Origin of the sequence: Guyparkeria sp. SCN-R1 (genome assembly GCF_003932495.1) — a bacterium.
Taxonomy (GTDB): domain Bacteria; phylum Pseudomonadota; class Gammaproteobacteria; order Halothiobacillales; family Halothiobacillaceae; genus Guyparkeria.
In genome coordinates, this window is sequence record NZ_QZMT01000011.1 from 64,364 (window position 1) to 78,240 (window position 13,877).

Annotated in this window: 12 protein-coding genes; 4 read left to right on the forward strand and 8 right to left on the reverse strand. The window is 63.8% G+C overall.

The window, feature by feature from the left end; all coding sequences use genetic code 11:
* Positions 1 to 103: 103 nt before the first annotated feature.
* The 4 genes from D5687_RS07600 to D5687_RS07615 form a co-directional block, all read right to left on the reverse strand.
* Positions 104 to 853: a cytochrome c1 gene (locus D5687_RS07600; protein WP_125199174.1), complete on the reverse strand. Its 750-nt coding sequence runs from the start codon at positions 851 to 853 to the stop codon at positions 104 to 106.
* Complete coding sequence (locus tag D5687_RS07605) at positions 850 to 2,061, reverse strand: cytochrome bc complex cytochrome b subunit (protein ID WP_125199175.1); 1,212 nt, start codon at positions 2,059 to 2,061, stop codon at positions 850 to 852. The genes D5687_RS07600 and D5687_RS07605 overlap by 4 nt, the downstream gene beginning before the upstream one ends.
* On the reverse strand, positions 2,058 to 2,663 hold the full coding sequence (gene petA / locus D5687_RS07610; RefSeq protein ID WP_125199176.1) for a ubiquinol-cytochrome c reductase iron-sulfur subunit: 606 nt from the start codon (positions 2,661 to 2,663) through the stop codon (positions 2,058 to 2,060). Before petA ends, D5687_RS07605 begins: the two co-directional genes overlap by 4 nt.
* 541 nt (positions 2,664 to 3,204) lie before the next feature.
* On the reverse strand, positions 3,205 to 3,963 hold the full coding sequence (locus D5687_RS07615; protein ID WP_125199177.1) for a Nif3-like dinuclear metal center hexameric protein: 759 nt from the start codon (positions 3,961 to 3,963) through the stop codon (positions 3,205 to 3,207).
* A 125-nt stretch (positions 3,964 to 4,088) separates the two neighbouring features.
* Here D5687_RS07615 and D5687_RS07620 point away from each other — a divergent pair, with 125 nt between their 5' ends.
* Entirely contained in the window at positions 4,089 to 5,366 is a 1,278-nt protein-coding gene (locus D5687_RS07620) for an MFS transporter (protein WP_158611811.1), read from the forward strand.
* A 4-nt stretch (positions 5,367 to 5,370) separates the two neighbouring features.
* Here the strand turns inward: D5687_RS07620 and D5687_RS07625 are convergent, their stop codons facing one another.
* Positions 5,371 to 6,930: a DNA polymerase Y family protein gene (locus D5687_RS07625; protein WP_125199179.1), complete on the reverse strand. Its 1,560-nt coding sequence runs from the start codon at positions 6,928 to 6,930 to the stop codon at positions 5,371 to 5,373.
* A 72-nt stretch (positions 6,931 to 7,002) separates the two neighbouring features.
* Here D5687_RS07625 and lexA point away from each other — a divergent pair, with 72 nt between their 5' ends.
* Together lexA and D5687_RS07635 are read left to right on the forward strand one after the other, a co-directional pair.
* Positions 7,003 to 7,626, forward strand: a complete 624-nt coding sequence (lexA, locus tag D5687_RS07630; RefSeq protein ID WP_125199180.1) for a transcriptional repressor LexA — start codon at positions 7,003 to 7,005, stop codon at positions 7,624 to 7,626.
* Positions 7,627 to 7,699: 73 nt separating this feature from the next.
* Positions 7,700 to 8,503: a hypothetical protein gene (locus tag D5687_RS07635; protein WP_125199181.1), complete on the forward strand. Its 804-nt coding sequence runs from the start codon at positions 7,700 to 7,702 to the stop codon at positions 8,501 to 8,503.
* On the opposite strand, the gene D5687_RS07640 is transcribed toward D5687_RS07635, so the two are convergent.
* From D5687_RS07640 to ettA, 3 genes are all read right to left on the reverse strand, one after another.
* A complete protein-coding gene (locus D5687_RS07640) occupies positions 8,500 to 9,282 on the reverse strand; it encodes a M48 family metallopeptidase (protein ID WP_125199182.1) in 783 nt (260 codons plus the stop codon). The two genes, D5687_RS07635 and D5687_RS07640, sit on opposite strands and share 4 nt — an antisense overlap.
* A gap of 92 nt (positions 9,283 to 9,374) precedes the next feature.
* Positions 9,375 to 10,184: an HDOD domain-containing protein gene (locus D5687_RS07645; RefSeq protein ID WP_158611812.1), complete on the reverse strand. Its 810-nt coding sequence runs from the start codon at positions 10,182 to 10,184 to the stop codon at positions 9,375 to 9,377.
* A 56-nt stretch (positions 10,185 to 10,240) separates the two neighbouring features.
* Positions 10,241 to 11,908, reverse strand: a complete 1,668-nt coding sequence (gene ettA / locus D5687_RS07650; RefSeq protein ID WP_125199184.1) for an energy-dependent translational throttle protein EttA — start codon at positions 11,906 to 11,908, stop codon at positions 10,241 to 10,243.
* A 178-nt stretch (positions 11,909 to 12,086) separates the two neighbouring features.
* Between ettA and D5687_RS07655 the strand changes: the two genes are divergently transcribed.
* On the forward strand, positions 12,087 to 13,844 hold the full coding sequence (locus D5687_RS07655) for a VWA domain-containing protein (protein ID WP_158611813.1): 1,758 nt from the start codon (positions 12,087 to 12,089) through the stop codon (positions 13,842 to 13,844).
* The last annotated feature ends 33 nt before the right edge of the window (positions 13,845 to 13,877 follow it).

Consider the following 13,877-nt stretch of genomic DNA (forward strand, 5'->3'; position numbering starts at 1 on the left):
TCCCGTGGTGCAATGGTTAAAACGGCATCATAACAAAAACCCGGCCTCGGGGCCGGGTTCATCGGTGGTTCGAGCGTCTACCTGACCGCTCGTTGGCGCCGATTCAGTGCTTGATGTCGCGCCAGTATTCCTTCTTCAGTAAGTACATCACCAGCGTGAAGATGAACAGGAAGGCCAGCACGTACGGCCCGTAATGTGCGCGCAGCAGTGCGGCCGGCTCGGACATGTACACCATGAAGGCCGTCAGGTCGCGCATCTTCTGCTCGAACTCTTCCTCCGAAAGCGCGCCCGGACGCTCCGGCGACTCCAACCCGACCAGGCGACGCTTGGCGTCCTCGCCCTCGCCTTCGGTCTCGTAAACCGGCTGGAGAAGCCCCTGTTCGGCGGCCAGTACGTGCGGCATGCCGACATCGGGGAATACTGCGTTGTTTACACCCCACGCCGTGTCCGGGTCGGCGTAGAAGGTCGTCAGGTACGTGTAAAGCCAGTCGCCGCCATTCACGCGAGCCGTCAACGTGAGGTCCGGCGGCACGATGCCGAAGGCCTCCTGGGCGTATTCCGCGGGCATGTTGGTTGTGATGACATCACCCGGCTTGGTGAACTCGTCGGGCATCAGTGCGGCCAACTGTTCTTCGGAAAGACCCAAATCGTCGCCAATGCGGCCGAACCGCATCATCTTGGCCCCGTGGCAGCTCGCGCAGCTATCCATGAACGTCTGTGCGCCACGGTACAGGGAGGCCTTGTCGCCAAGGTCGACCTCGGCATCCTCGAGCGGGTAGTTGCTGCTGGCCGCCTTGGCATTCGGCGCAGCCAGCAGGCCGATCAGACAGAGAAAAAACGTAATACGGATCATTGCAGGCGCTCCGGCACGGGCTGGGTACGTTCACGACGGCTGATGAAATACACCGCGACGAAGAAGCCGAAATACACGGCAGACAGCAGCTGGGAAGCCAGGGTGCCGAGCGTGGTCGGCGGCTGGGTGCCCAGATAGCCAAGCCCGATGAACGCGGCGGCGAACGCGAACAGGTTCACCTTGAACGCCGTCGAGCGGTAGCGGATGGACCGGGTTCGGTTGCGATCGATCCACGGCAGCACGAACAGAATTAGGATGGCAACTGTCATCGCGACGACGCCCAGGAACTTGTCCGGCACGGCGCGCAGGATCGCGTAGTGCGGCGCGAAGTACCAGACCGGGGCGATGTGCTCCGGCGTCTTGAGCGGATCGGCCGGCGTAAAGTTCGGATGCTCGAGGAACAGACCACCGCCATCCGGCCAGTAGAACAGCACGGCGGCAAAGATGAACATGAACACGCCCAGGCCGAACAGGTCCTTGACGGTGTAATACGGATGGAACGGGATGCCGTCAACCGGCTTGCCGGTGTCGTCCTTGTTCTCTTTGATGTCCACGCCGTCCGGGTTGTTCGATCCAACCTCGTGCAGGGCCATGATGTGACCACCGATCAGGAAGAGCAGCACTAGCGGCAGCGCGATCACGTGCAGGGCGAAGAACCGGTTCAGGGTGGCGTCGGAGACGACGTAGTCACCACGAATCCACAGCGCAAGATCCGGGCCGATCACCGGGACCGAACTGAACAGGGAAATGATCACCTGCGCGCCCCAGTAGGACATCTGGCCCCATGGCAGCAGGTAGCCCATGAAGGCCTCGGCCATCAGCACCAGCAGGATCAGGACCCCGAAAATCCAGATCAGCTCGCGCGGCTTCTTGTAACTGCCGTACATCATCCCGCGGAAGATATGCAGGTAGACGGCAATGAAGAAGAACGAGGCGCCGGTGGAATGCAGGTAGCGGAGCAGCCAGCCCCACTCGACATCACGCATGATGTACTCGACCGACGCGAAGGCATCGTCGGCCGACGGCTTGTAGCTCATCGTCAGCCAGATGCCGGTGACGATTTGCAGGACGAAGACGACCAGCAGCAGCGAGCCGAAGTAGTACCAGAAGTTGAAGTTGTGGGGGACGTAGTACTTCGCCAGGTGGGCATTCCAGAAATGCGACACCGGCAGGCGGTCATCCACCCATTTTCCCAGGGACTTGATCATGCTACGTCCTCCTCGGAGCCGCCGACGCGGATGATTTCATCGGTGACGTACACGTACTGCGGAACCTCAAGGTTGGTCGGCGCCGGAACACCCTTGTACACGCGACCGGAGATATCGAACTTCGATCCGTGGCACGGGCAGAAAAAGCCTCCCTGCCAGTCGTCGCCCAGATCAGCCGGGGCGACTTCCGGTCGATACGTCGGCGCGCAACCGAGGTGCGTGCACAGACCGACAATGACGAGGTAACGCTCGTGTTCCTTGCGCGCCCGGTACGGGTTGGCCGCGAACTCGGGCTGCTGGGTGACCACCTCGGAGTTGGGGTCGCGCAGACGATCGTCCATCTCGGGCAGGGATTCGAGCATGCGCTCGGTGCGATTCACGACATAGACGGGCTTGCCACGCCAGGCGACGGTCGTCATCTGGCCGGGGGAGAGCTTGCCGATGTTCACGTCGACCGGCGCGCCGGCGGCCTCGGCCTTGGCGCTGGGCTGGAAGGAACTCAAGAACGGCACGGCGGCAAAGCCGACGCCCACCGCGCCAACCGCCGTCGCCGCGCCGGTCAGGAACCGGCGCCTTGCCGGGTTGGAGGGAGAATCAGCCATTGTTACGTCGTACTCCTGGATGGTTGTCCGTCAATCGATTACGACCGGAAAGCGATTCCGGGTCGCTCGTGTTGTTGGCGAGCCTTTTCGGCCTCCCTGCACCCGGCGAAAAAACACCCGGAAGGATCCGGGTCGCCGAGGGAAGGTCTGCACGAATCCGATGTCACTCTGGCTTGGCGAGCCGTTCGTGATCAAGGTGCGTCGTCGCGCACGTGCCGGTGGTCACGTCAAGACGGCGCAACGCCGAGCACGGGCGGCTCGCCTAGCCCTGAAAGGCGTGCCTTGGGCCGGGCATCTGCTGCGTTGCCGCCCTTGGAAAGAGATAACTCTTCCGCGGCGGGCGAGCGCCTTGCACCTGCCCGGCCCAAGGCGCGCAGAGCGATATCGGATTCGTACAGACCTTCCCCAAGGCATCACCGATGCAAAGCATCTGCCATTTTTACGGCCGGAGTAGTTTAAGCATCTCGATGCGGCCGTCAAACAAGCGAGGCTAATACCTCGGGATAGACTTTTATTAGCTTGGGAAACCAGTTGGGCCGTTTCAGACTGGGTTCGGGATATCGATAAACTGGTGCTCGATCCCGAATTCCGCGGCGATACGCTCGCCCAGCAAACGCACACCTCCCGTTTCGGTGGCATGATGCCCGGCGGCGAAATAGGTCACACCGGATTCCCGTGCCATGTGCGTGGTGCGTTCGGAGATCTCGCCGGAGATGAAGGCATCCAGGCCGAGCTCGATGGCCTCGCCCAGCATGTCCTGCGCCCCACCGGTACACAGACCGATACGCTGAATCGGGCGATCGGTCGGCCCGACGACCAGCGGTTCGCGACTCAAGCGATCGGTAATGCGGGCAGCAAGCTCGCCCCCCGTCGCCGGCTGTTCAAGGCGTCCGGCGACTGCGAGCTGCTGATGGCCGAAACGCTCGGTCACGTTCACACCCAGGCGATCGGCCAGCCAGGCGTTGTTGCCGATATCGACATGACCGTCCAGTGGCAGGTGGTAACCGATCAGGTTGATCTCATGGGCCAACAGGGTCGCGATGCGCCGGCGCTTCATTCCGGTGATGACCTCCGGTTCGTTCTTCCAGAAGTAACCGTGGTGTACGAGCACCGCATCCGCCTTGGCGTCGACGGCGGCATCGAGCAAATCCTGGCAGGCGGTGACACCGGTAACTAGCCGACGAATCTCGCGCCGTCCCTCGACCTGCAGGCCATTCGGTGCGTAGTCGCGGTAGGTTTCGGGCTCGAGCAGCTCCTCGCAATAGGCGAGCAGCTCGCGGATATCGACCGTCTCGGACATGGGCGCTCCTCCTGTCGTGACCATGGTGCCGGGCGAAACCCTAGCATGTTCCGCGACGCAATGGCTTGGCGCCCCCTCAGCCGCATGTTCCAATGCCGGAATACCCCCCAAGGAGCTTTTCGGCCATGCCCAGCCGCCCCACAGCATCCCTGCTGTCGCGCCGTTTTCTACCGTACTTCTTCACCCAGGCACTGGGGGCCTTCAACGACAACGCGTTTCGCTTCTCGGTGATGTTTCTGATCACCTACGAGATCGGCACCGCTCAAGACGGCAATATCGACGTGCTGATGAACCTGGCGGCGGGGCTGTTCATCCTGCCGGGGTTGCTGTTCTCGCCGATGGCGGGTCACTGGGCCGATCGCCTCGATCAGGCGCGTCTGGCCCGGGCGCTCAAGTGGACCGAACTGGGCCTGATGATAATTGCCGCACTGGCATTCTGGTGGCAGAGCATCGTCCTGTTGATGACCCTGGTGTTCCTGATGGGCGCGCAATCCGCCTGGTTCGGCCCGCTCAAATACGCGATCGTGCCTCGCCACCTGCCGGCGGGCATGCTGATGCGCGCCAACGGCTGGGTCACGGCGAGCACCTTCACCGCCATTCTGCTGGGTACGCTGACCGGTGGACTGCTGGCCGCCACCGGTGAGCGCGCCACCCTGATCGCGAGCCTGCTGGTGATCGGTGTGGCGGTAGCGGGCCTGATTGCCGCACGCTATATTCCCCCTGCCCCGCCCCCGGGACGGCTGCCGGATCACGCCGGACCACTGAAAAGCTGGGCCACGACCTGGCGGCTCCTGCAGACCCAGGCAACCAGCCTGCGCCAGTCGATGTGGCTGATCAGCTGGTTCTGGTTCGTGGGCGCGGGGTATCTCACCCAGTTTCCCCGCTTTGCCGAGGACGTGCTCGAATTGCCGGCCGACGGTGCGACCGGGCTGCTCGCGCTGTTTGCCCTGAGCATCGGAATCGGCGGTCTGTTGGTGGGGTATCTTGGTGGCCGACGCCCACCGCGGGCGCTGGCGCCCTTCGCCGCGCTGGGCGTCGGCTTGGTCGCGATCGACTGGTATTTCGTCGCATCGGCGCCCTCTCCGTCTCTATGGCGAGTCGGGGTGGACATCGCGCTGACCGGTATGTTGGCAGGCATGCTGGTCGTCCCGCTGTACAGCCATCTGCAAAGGGCCTCACGGCCCTCGCAACGCGCCCGCCTGATTGCGGCACTCAACGTGCAGAACGCATTGGCGATGGTAGTCAGCAGCCTGCTGGCGATTTTCCTGTTCGCGGCGCTTGGCATCGACCTGCCGACCTTCTTCCTGCTCTTCGGTGGAAGTGGGTTGCTGGTGGCCGCTTCGGTCTGGTGGCGCTGGAAGGGGCTGCTCCCGGTTCGAGGCGGAAACCCCGGACATCGGTAACCCATCAATCATCCAGGCCGATCACCTGCCAGTCGCCTCCGGCGCTTTCCCGGCGCAGGCAAACCGCGCGACCGCCAACCAGTTCACCGGCACAGTAGTCGGCCGATTCCTCGGCCGTCGCCCACCAACCGGTCTCGACCCGCTCGATTTCTCCGTGCCGATGCACGGGAGCATCCGGACGCCGTGGTTTCTCGAGCCACCATAACGGCCGAAATGCCCCGGGTGATAGCCCGGGTAACAGCGATTTACCCGCCGGATCGGTTGGCCTGGGGCGTGAGGACTTGTCTTGGTGCGGTGACAAGGGGTGAAGACGGGAGCGACGCATGGGAATCAGATCGGGCGCATCCTGCACCCAACTGACGGCCTGTCGGCCCAGCCGGGCCTGCAGGCGCTGAAAGAGGGCTCGCTCATCGCGCCCACGCTCGTCGGCATCGGCAAAAAGGCTGCCCTGCCCCGGTCGGGGGGTGACAAAGTGCTCGGCTTCCACCCGCAAACGAGTCACCGGCGCCAATCCCCCGGCCGACTCCAGGCGCAGGCGCAATTGCTCTTGCCATAGGGGCTCGTCCCGGCCGGGCTCGGCGGTTGCCACCTCCAACCGAGTCGACGGCCTGTCCTCGTGGGTGAGCCACACCACGAAATCCGCCACCGCGAGTTGCCGACGATGCAGGAAGTCGCTCAGTCCCACCAGCGGCCCACGGGCCAGTAGCAACAGGCGATCGACCTGGCTGGCCGGATCCCACAGGCTTACCTCCCGGGCATAGCGGGCCGGTGGCACCAGATCGGCCAACGGCCAGTCCCGTTCAGCGAACAAACGGTCCAGATCGGCCAACAGTAGTGGATCGGTGCGCATTCCCAGGCCATCACGCGGCAGGCGCCGCACCTCGCCCAGTCGCCGCAGCCCCAGTTCGGCAAAGCGATCGATCCAGCTGCTCGGCCAATCGACAAGCGCCAGAGGCAGTTGGCTAACGGCCGCCAGTTGCTCCCGGGCGTGGCAAAGCCTCGGGGCCTCGTCATCCACCGCTGTGGCCAACGCCCAGGCAACGCGCGGATGCGGGGCCCCCGCCGCCCGCACCACCAGGTGCCACGGTTTCAACGCCTCAAGCAGCCGGGAAACCAATGTCTCGAGCCCGCCGAATAGAGCTGCGCTCCCACCGATCTCCAGCAGCAGACCCGCACTGCTCTCTCCGCCGGGTTGCACCGGTGGCGGGCGGCTGACGCGCGAGGTGTACGCCAGCGCCCACTCACCCCATTCGTCCAGCCAGTCCTCCACGGCGCGTTGCTCGACCGCCAGGCATCGCAGCGGGGCAATGTCCGTCGAGACATGAGCCCGATGACGGGAACGTGCCCCGGCCAGGCTCTGGCCGATCTCGATACCCAATCCGGCTGCCGCGTGGTTGATCGCCATCACCCGGCTGCCGCGCCCGCTGCCATCCAGGAGCACCGCGGGCGGACGGTCATGACGCTCTTCTTCGGGGCAACGACATTCGAACCAGGCCTCCGGGAAGCGCAGCGCCAGCCAGTAGGGTTCGTGTCGTAGCGACCGGGATGTGGACTCGATGGGCATAACGGACTCCGGGCATGAATACTGTTATTTTTTACAGTATACTTCGCTCATGCTTCCGCCAAGACCATCACCATGACCGAATCGACTACATCGCGCCCCCTTACGTCCCGCCAGGCCGAAATCCTTGCGTTCATCCGCGACACCATCCATGAGACCGGCATGCCGCCGACTCGGGCGGAAATAAACGCCGCCCTCGGTTTCCGCTCGCCCAATGCCGCGGAAAGCCATCTCAAGGCGCTGGCGAAAAAAGGGGCCATCGAGCTGATGGGAGGACGCTCCAGGGGCATTCGCCTGCCGGACGACTCCCACCGCGACGAGTTGGCCGTGATCGGCCGGATCGCTGCGGGCAGTCCGATCCTGGCGGCCGAACACGTCGAATCCCAGGTGCCGGTCAACCCGTCCCTGTTTCGCCCTCGTGCCGATTACCTGCTGCGCGTACGCGGCATGAGCATGCGCGATGCGGGGATCATGGATGGCGACCTGCTCGCGGTGCATCGCACCGAGGAAGTCAGCAACGGCCAGATCGTGGTGGCCCGCCTGGCCGACGAGGTCACCGTCAAGCGCTATCGACGTCGCGGGGCGAAGGTCTGGTTGATCCCGGAGAACACCGAGATGACACCGATCGAGGTCGACCTGCGACGCGAGGAATTGATCGTCGAGGGCCGTGTGGTCGGCGTGTTGCGGACATTCGACTGACGCGCACCTAGTGTCTCGACAACATCGAGGCGCCAGGAGGCACGACCACTCGTACCAGGAGGATCGTCACATCATGGCAGCACACGCCATCGGGGGGCACGACGTCACCGAGCTGCTGGCTCGGCATGACATCTGGCGTGGCCGGCAGACCCGCCCGCCCGAGTCGAGCGCCGCGCCCTGCCCCAGCGGCTGGTCGGCACTCGATGAATTGCTTGGCGGTGGCTGGCCAAGCGAGGGGTTGATAGAGCTTTATGCCGGTCGGGCCAACAGCGGGATCTGGCGGCGCCCTTGTGAGCGACTCGACACGACACCCCTGAAATCGCATCAGGACTGGTTCCAGTCGTCACTGGGCCATGGCACCACGGCCCTGCTGATGCCTTGGCTGCATCGACAAACCCGAACGGGGCGCGTGGCGCTGATCAACCCCCCGGCGCTCCCCTGTGCCGAGCGTTGGCAACGGGAGGGGGTGCAACTCGACAACCTGCTCGTCATCCAGCCGCGGAATCTGCGTGAACTGGGTTGGGCGACCGAGGAAGTCCTCCAGTCCGGCGTCTATCCGCTGATCGTCGCCTGGCTCCCCCCGCTGAGTTTCGCCCTGCGCCGACGGCTCAAGCTAGCCGCCGAAACGGGCGGCGGATGCCTGGTCACGCCCTACCCGCTCGGCGCCGAAATGGCATCAGGAACCGCCATGACCGCCCCCTCAAGCCCTGCCTGGGCACAACTGGCCGTGCATCGGCGTGCTCAAGGTTTGAGTGTGCGACGACTCAAACCGTTTCACCCCCGCGAGGTGCATCTCGAACTGGATGCCGGGAACGTCGAATCGACGCCTCCCGGCACAACAGGCGCCACCCCCTTGAAACTGGTCGGCTCGCGCTAGCGCCCGGTCGCCTGTCGATACTCGGGCATCACGCGCGGTATGGCACGTTCAAGCGCCTGAATGCGATTGCCGCTGTCCGGGTGGGTGCTCAGCCACTCAGGGCCGCCACCACCGCCATTCGCCTGCATCTTGCGCCACAGGCTCACGGCCGCACGCGGGTCGTAACCGGCCCTCGCAGCCAGCAGCAGCCCTACCTCATCGGCCTCGAGTTCCATTCGTCGACTGAACGGCAGGTCGATGGCCACGGTGGCAACCTGTTGCGCCATCGCCGCCGTCTGACTATCCAGACCACCCAGGGCCGAGGCCACCGACAACCCCATCTGCTGGGTCATCGCCATCGACATCTTCTCGCGAGTGTGCCCCGACAAGGCGTGGGCAATCTCATGGGCGATCACCTGCGCCAACTCATCATCGGTGGGGCGAAGCTTGTTGAGCATGCCGGTGTTGATGCCTACCTTGCCGCCGGCCATCGCAAACGCGTTGATGCTGTCATCACGAAACACGAGGCTTTGCCACTGCCATGCCGCCGCCTGCGGGTAGACACGAATCGCCTGCGGCACGATGCGCTGCGTGATGCGTTGCACCCGCTGACTGGCCGGGTCGGACGCCGACAACGTCGGCTTCTTCCTCGCCATCTGGGAATACGCCTGGTAGGCCATCTGATTGGCCTGATCCTCGGGCATGATCATCAGCTGGCTGCGTCCCGTGACCGGATGCGTCGCGCAACCGGCAATCACGAGCGACAGGCCCAGCAGGGAAACGGCAAATGGCAAACGCATAGCAACTACCCTCTTCAAACCGGCTGGCCGGAACAAAAAAACCCGATCTTCACGAAGACCGGGGGTGGCGGTATCGGTTCCAGTCGACTGGCTCAGCCACCTAACGCACGGATGGCCTCGTCGAGCTCGTCATCGATCATGCTGGACTCGAGATCCACACCCAGTTTTTCGGCGGCCATGATCGGACGATCGTCCGATGTCCGACTGATGCCGTGTGCCTGTGCGATGGCACAGATCACAACATCACTGTAGTTCGGATCACCGTCGTGTTGATAACCCAGATCACCACAGTGCTCGATCACCTCGGCGAACATGTCGGGAAAATCCCAAGCCTTGACGATATTGCCACCCAGCCGTGACTGCAGGCTCTCAACCAACTCGTTGAGCACGGCCGGCGCGTCCTGCAGCTTCGGGATCTCCTCGGCCACCACGATCACCGGGATGCCGCCGACGCTGTGCAGCAAGCCGGCGAGCAGGGCCTGATCGGCATCGAGCTTCGTGTGCCGCCGAGCGATGTGATTCGCCAGAGCCGCAACCTGCGTGGCAAATGCCCAGTGATCCCGCATGATGCGCTTGATCATGGGTGTCTTGGCGCTAAACAGCTGCTTGGCCGACAGCGAGACAATCAACTGGCTGACCGTGCGCATCCCCAACCGCGAGACAATCTGGTTGAGGTTGTCGATGTGCTGTGCCCCGCGATAGAGCGGGCTGTTTGCGACCTGGATCAGTCGGGCGGCGATCGCCGGATCCTGCGAGATGACCTCCACCAGATCGCTCGCCGAGCTGTTGGGATCATCGATTATCCGACGGGCCCGCAAGGCCACGTCGGGCAGCACGGGCAACGAAATCCCCTTGTCGCGTATCTTGTTGATGATCGCCTGTTCAAGTGCCGGATTGGCCACGTTTTCTTCTCCCTGAAAAGCGCCGTGCGCCCCTAAAGGGCGCCCGACAATCAAGATCAGTCTGCCAAACGGGTGTGCTTCACGCGCTTGGGCTGGTCGGCCGCATCACCGAGGCGCTTGTGCCGATCGGCCTCGTATTCCTGGAAGTTCCCCTCGAAGAACATCACCGAGCCGTCATCCTCGAAGGCGAGGATGTGCGTGGCAATCCGGTCAAGGAACCAGCGATCATGCGAGATCACCAGAGCCGAGCCCGGGAAGTCCAGCAGCGCAGTTTCAAGCGCCCGCAGGGTCTCGATGTCGAGATCGTTGGTCGGCTCGTCGAGCAGCAGCACGTTGCCGCCGGCCTTGAGCAACTTGGCCAGATGCACCCGGTTGCGTTCACCGCCCGAGAGATCCTTCATGAACTTCTGCTGGTCCTGGCCCTTGAAGTTGAAGCGACCCAGGTAGGCACGTGAAGGCATCTCGAACTTGCCGACGGTGATGTGATCGTAGCCATCCGAGATTTCCTCCCACACCGTCTTGGTGTCTTCCATGTCCTCGCGGGACTGGGAGACATAAGCCAGTTCGACACTCTCGCCAATCTCGATGTTGCCGCCATCCGGCTTTTCCTCGCCGATCAGCATACGGAACAGGGTCGACTTGCCCACGCCGTTCGGGCCGATGATGCCGACAATCGCGCCCTTGGGCACGGAGAAGTCCAGTCCCTGGTAAAGCTCGCGGTCGCCATAGCGCTTGCTCAGCCCCTCGACCTCGATCACCTTGTCGCCCAAGCGCGGGCCAGGCGGGATGTAGATCTCGTTTGTCTCCGAGCGCTTCTGGTACTCCTCGGACTGCAGTTCCTCAAAGCGCTTCATGCGCGCCTTGGATTTGGCCTGCCGGCCCTTGGGGTTCTGACGCACCCACTCGAGTTCCTGCTTCATGGCCTTCTGGTGAGCGGACTCGGCCTTCTCTTCCTGCTCGAGACGCTTTTCCTTGGTCTCCAACCACTGAGAATAGTTGCCCTCGAAGGGAATGCCCTGGCCGCGGTCGAGCTCGAGAATCCAGCCGGCGACGTTGTCGAGGAAGTAGCGATCGTGCGTGACTGCCACCACGGTGCCGGAGAATTCCTGCAGGAAGCGCTCCAGCCAGGCAACGGACTCGGCGTCGAGGTGGTTGGTCGGCTCGTCAAGGATCAGCATGTCGGGGTTCGACAGCAGCAGGCGGCACAGGGCAACGCGGCGGCGCTCGCCCCCGGAAAGCTTGGTGACGTCGGCATCCCACGGCGGCAGGCGCAGCGCGTCGGCGGCCACTTCGAGCTTGCGGTCGAGATCCCAGCCGCCACCCGCTTCGATTTGGTCCTGCAACTTGCCCTGCTCTTCCATCAACGCCTCGAAATCCGCATCCGGGTCGGCAAATTGCTCGGAGACGGCGTTGAAACGCTCAAGTAATTCGGCCATCTCGCCGACACCATCCATGACGTTGCCACGCACGTCCTTCTCCGGGTCGAGGTCCGGTTCCTGTTTGAGATAGCCGATCTTGGTACCCGGCTGCGGGCGCGCCTCGCCGATGATGTCCGTGTCGACGCCGGCCATGATGCGCAGCAGGGTCGACTTCCCGGCCCCGTTGTAACCGAGCACGCCGATTTTTGCGCCGGGGAAGAAGTTGAGATTGATGTCCTTGAGGATGTGCTTTTTCGGCGGGACGACCTTGCCGACGCCGTTCATAGTAAAGATGTACTGAGCCATAGAATTCGAGACTTTGTGTTGTGGCAAACGAAATGAAGCGGCACTATCCCGCAAGATAGCGACCGCGTTTGATCACAAGGATACCAGCACTGTGCCGCGACTTGATGCCCCCCGCCCGACAACCCATCACGCCAGGCCTCACACGGTGGTTTCGATAACGGTTCGGGCAACTCGACTCTTGCGCCGACCGCGTGGTTCCTGGGCCGCACTTCTCGTTGCTGCCACGCTGGTCGCCAACCCGGCTCAAGCCGCCTCCGAGCCTGAACTACACGTGCTCATCGACGTCTCGGGCAGCATGAAGAACACCGACCCGGAGAACCTGCGCGAACCGGCCCTGCGCCTGCTCGGGGGCCTAGTGCCCCAGGAAAGCCGCGTGCGAGTCGATCTGTTCGGCAATCGCATCAGCGAGGTCCTGCCTACCTCACTCGCCTCCCCCGAGACCAAGAAGGCCATGCGTGCGGCGGCCGCGCAAATCCGTTCGGACGAACCGTTTACCGACATCCCGGCGGCGCTCGAAGCCGCCAACCGTGACTGGGCCGAGAGTACCGAGCGCAATATCATCCTGCTGTCCGACGGCAAGGTGGACATCTCTCCCGACGACGCGGTCAACGAGCGAGCCACGACTGACCTGCGCGACACGGTCATCCCGGCGCTGATCGAGGCCGACGTCCAGGTGCATACCGTGGCCCTTTCCGAGGCCGCCGACGAGTCAATCCTCACGGAAATCGCCGAGCGCACCGGCGGGCTCGCGTTGAGCGCGCGTAGCAACGAGGACTTGCAGCGCGTGTTCCTCGCCCTGTTTGAGGCGACTGCCCCGCGTACGGGGGTGCCTCTGGTGGAAAACCGCTTCCGTGTCGATGAGAGCATCAGCGAACTGACCCTGGTCGTTTTCCGCGAATCCGACGCCGAACCCACCCGCATCCAGATCCCCGACGGCGGGGAAGTCGACGTGGAGACCGCCAGCGCGCTCGCAGACTGGCGCTGGGATGACAGCGCAGGTCGGGATCTGATCACGATCAGCAACCCGCCATCCGGTAGCTGGCGCATTCTCGCCGCCGAGGACCCAGACAACCGCGCCCTGGTGATCACCGACCTCAAGCTGGCCATGCCCGGCCTGCCCAGCCGCGTATTCCCCGGCGAGGCGATCGAGGGCGGGCTGGTGTTGACCAACCGCGGCGAACCGATCGTGGAACGGCGCCTGACCAACGACCTTCAGGCACAGGTTGACGTCAACGATCCGAAGGAAAAGGTCATCGAGTCGCTTGAGCTCAACGACATCGGCGCCGAACCCGACGTGCTCGGCGGCGATAGTCGCTACGATTTCCGCCTGCGGCTCGACGGCGACTCGGGGATCTACACACTGGAAGGCCGAGCCAGCGGCCCGACCTTCGAACGGGTGATTCGCAAGAAGATCGCGCTGGCCCGCAACCTACCCTTCGCCGCCCGCGTTGTCCGCCCCCACCTGGCGGCCCGCGGTGACCACGGCGATAGCGGCAACCCCCGTGGACCTGCCGCCAGGCTGATCATCGAACAGGACGTGGCCCTGCTCGATCCAAGCGCCTCGCACCTCGTCGGGCAAATCGAATGCGAAACCGGCCAGACAATCGAGATCGAAGCCCGTCTGTCGGAGGCGACCAACCGCGTCGAACTTCCAGATAGCGATGGCAATGGCTGCCGGGTCACTGGCACCGTCAGCGGTGAGACCGACGATGGCCGTGAGGTAAGCCTGCCACTCGATCAACCCATCCCGGCGCCGGCACCACGGCACCAAACGCCAGCCGACGAACCGGCCGCGGACGACGAGCCAAGCGAAAACAAGACTGCTGACCGGGAGGGCAACCCGCTCGTCGCGGTGCTGATCGGCCTCGGCGCGCTGACGCTCCTCGGGCTGTTGGCATGGATCTGGCGGCTGGTTGAATCGCCCCCGGTTTTCTAGACACTCGCGAGCCGGTTGAAATAGCGCTTCTCG

Excerpts from the sequence above, each read along its gene's own strand:
- petA (WP_125199176.1), bottom strand. The coding sequence starts at position 2,663 with ATGGCTGATTCTCCCTCCAACCCGGCAAGGCGCCGGTTCCTGACCGGC.
- D5687_RS07620 (WP_158611811.1), top strand. The coding sequence starts at position 4,089 with ATGCCCAGCCGCCCCACAGCATCCCTGCTGTCGCGCCGTTTTCTACCG.
- D5687_RS07600 (WP_125199174.1), bottom strand. The coding sequence starts at position 853 with ATGATCCGTATTACGTTTTTTCTCTGTCTGATCGGCCTGCTGGCTGCG.
- ettA (WP_125199184.1), bottom strand. The coding sequence starts at position 11,908 with ATGGCTCAGTACATCTTTACTATGAACGGCGTCGGCAAGGTCGTCCCG.
- lexA (WP_125199180.1), top strand. The coding sequence starts at position 7,003 with ATGACCGAATCGACTACATCGCGCCCCCTTACGTCCCGCCAGGCCGAA.
- D5687_RS07605 (WP_125199175.1), bottom strand. The coding sequence starts at position 2,061 with ATGATCAAGTCCCTGGGAAAATGGGTGGATGACCGCCTGCCGGTGTCG.
- D5687_RS07625 (WP_125199179.1), bottom strand. The coding sequence starts at position 6,930 with ATGCCCATCGAGTCCACATCCCGGTCGCTACGACACGAACCCTACTGG.
- D5687_RS07635 (WP_125199181.1), top strand. The coding sequence starts at position 7,700 with ATGGCAGCACACGCCATCGGGGGGCACGACGTCACCGAGCTGCTGGCT.
- D5687_RS07640 (WP_125199182.1), bottom strand. The coding sequence starts at position 9,282 with ATGCGTTTGCCATTTGCCGTTTCCCTGCTGGGCCTGTCGCTCGTGATT.
- D5687_RS07615 (WP_125199177.1), bottom strand. The coding sequence starts at position 3,963 with ATGTCCGAGACGGTCGATATCCGCGAGCTGCTCGCCTATTGCGAGGAG.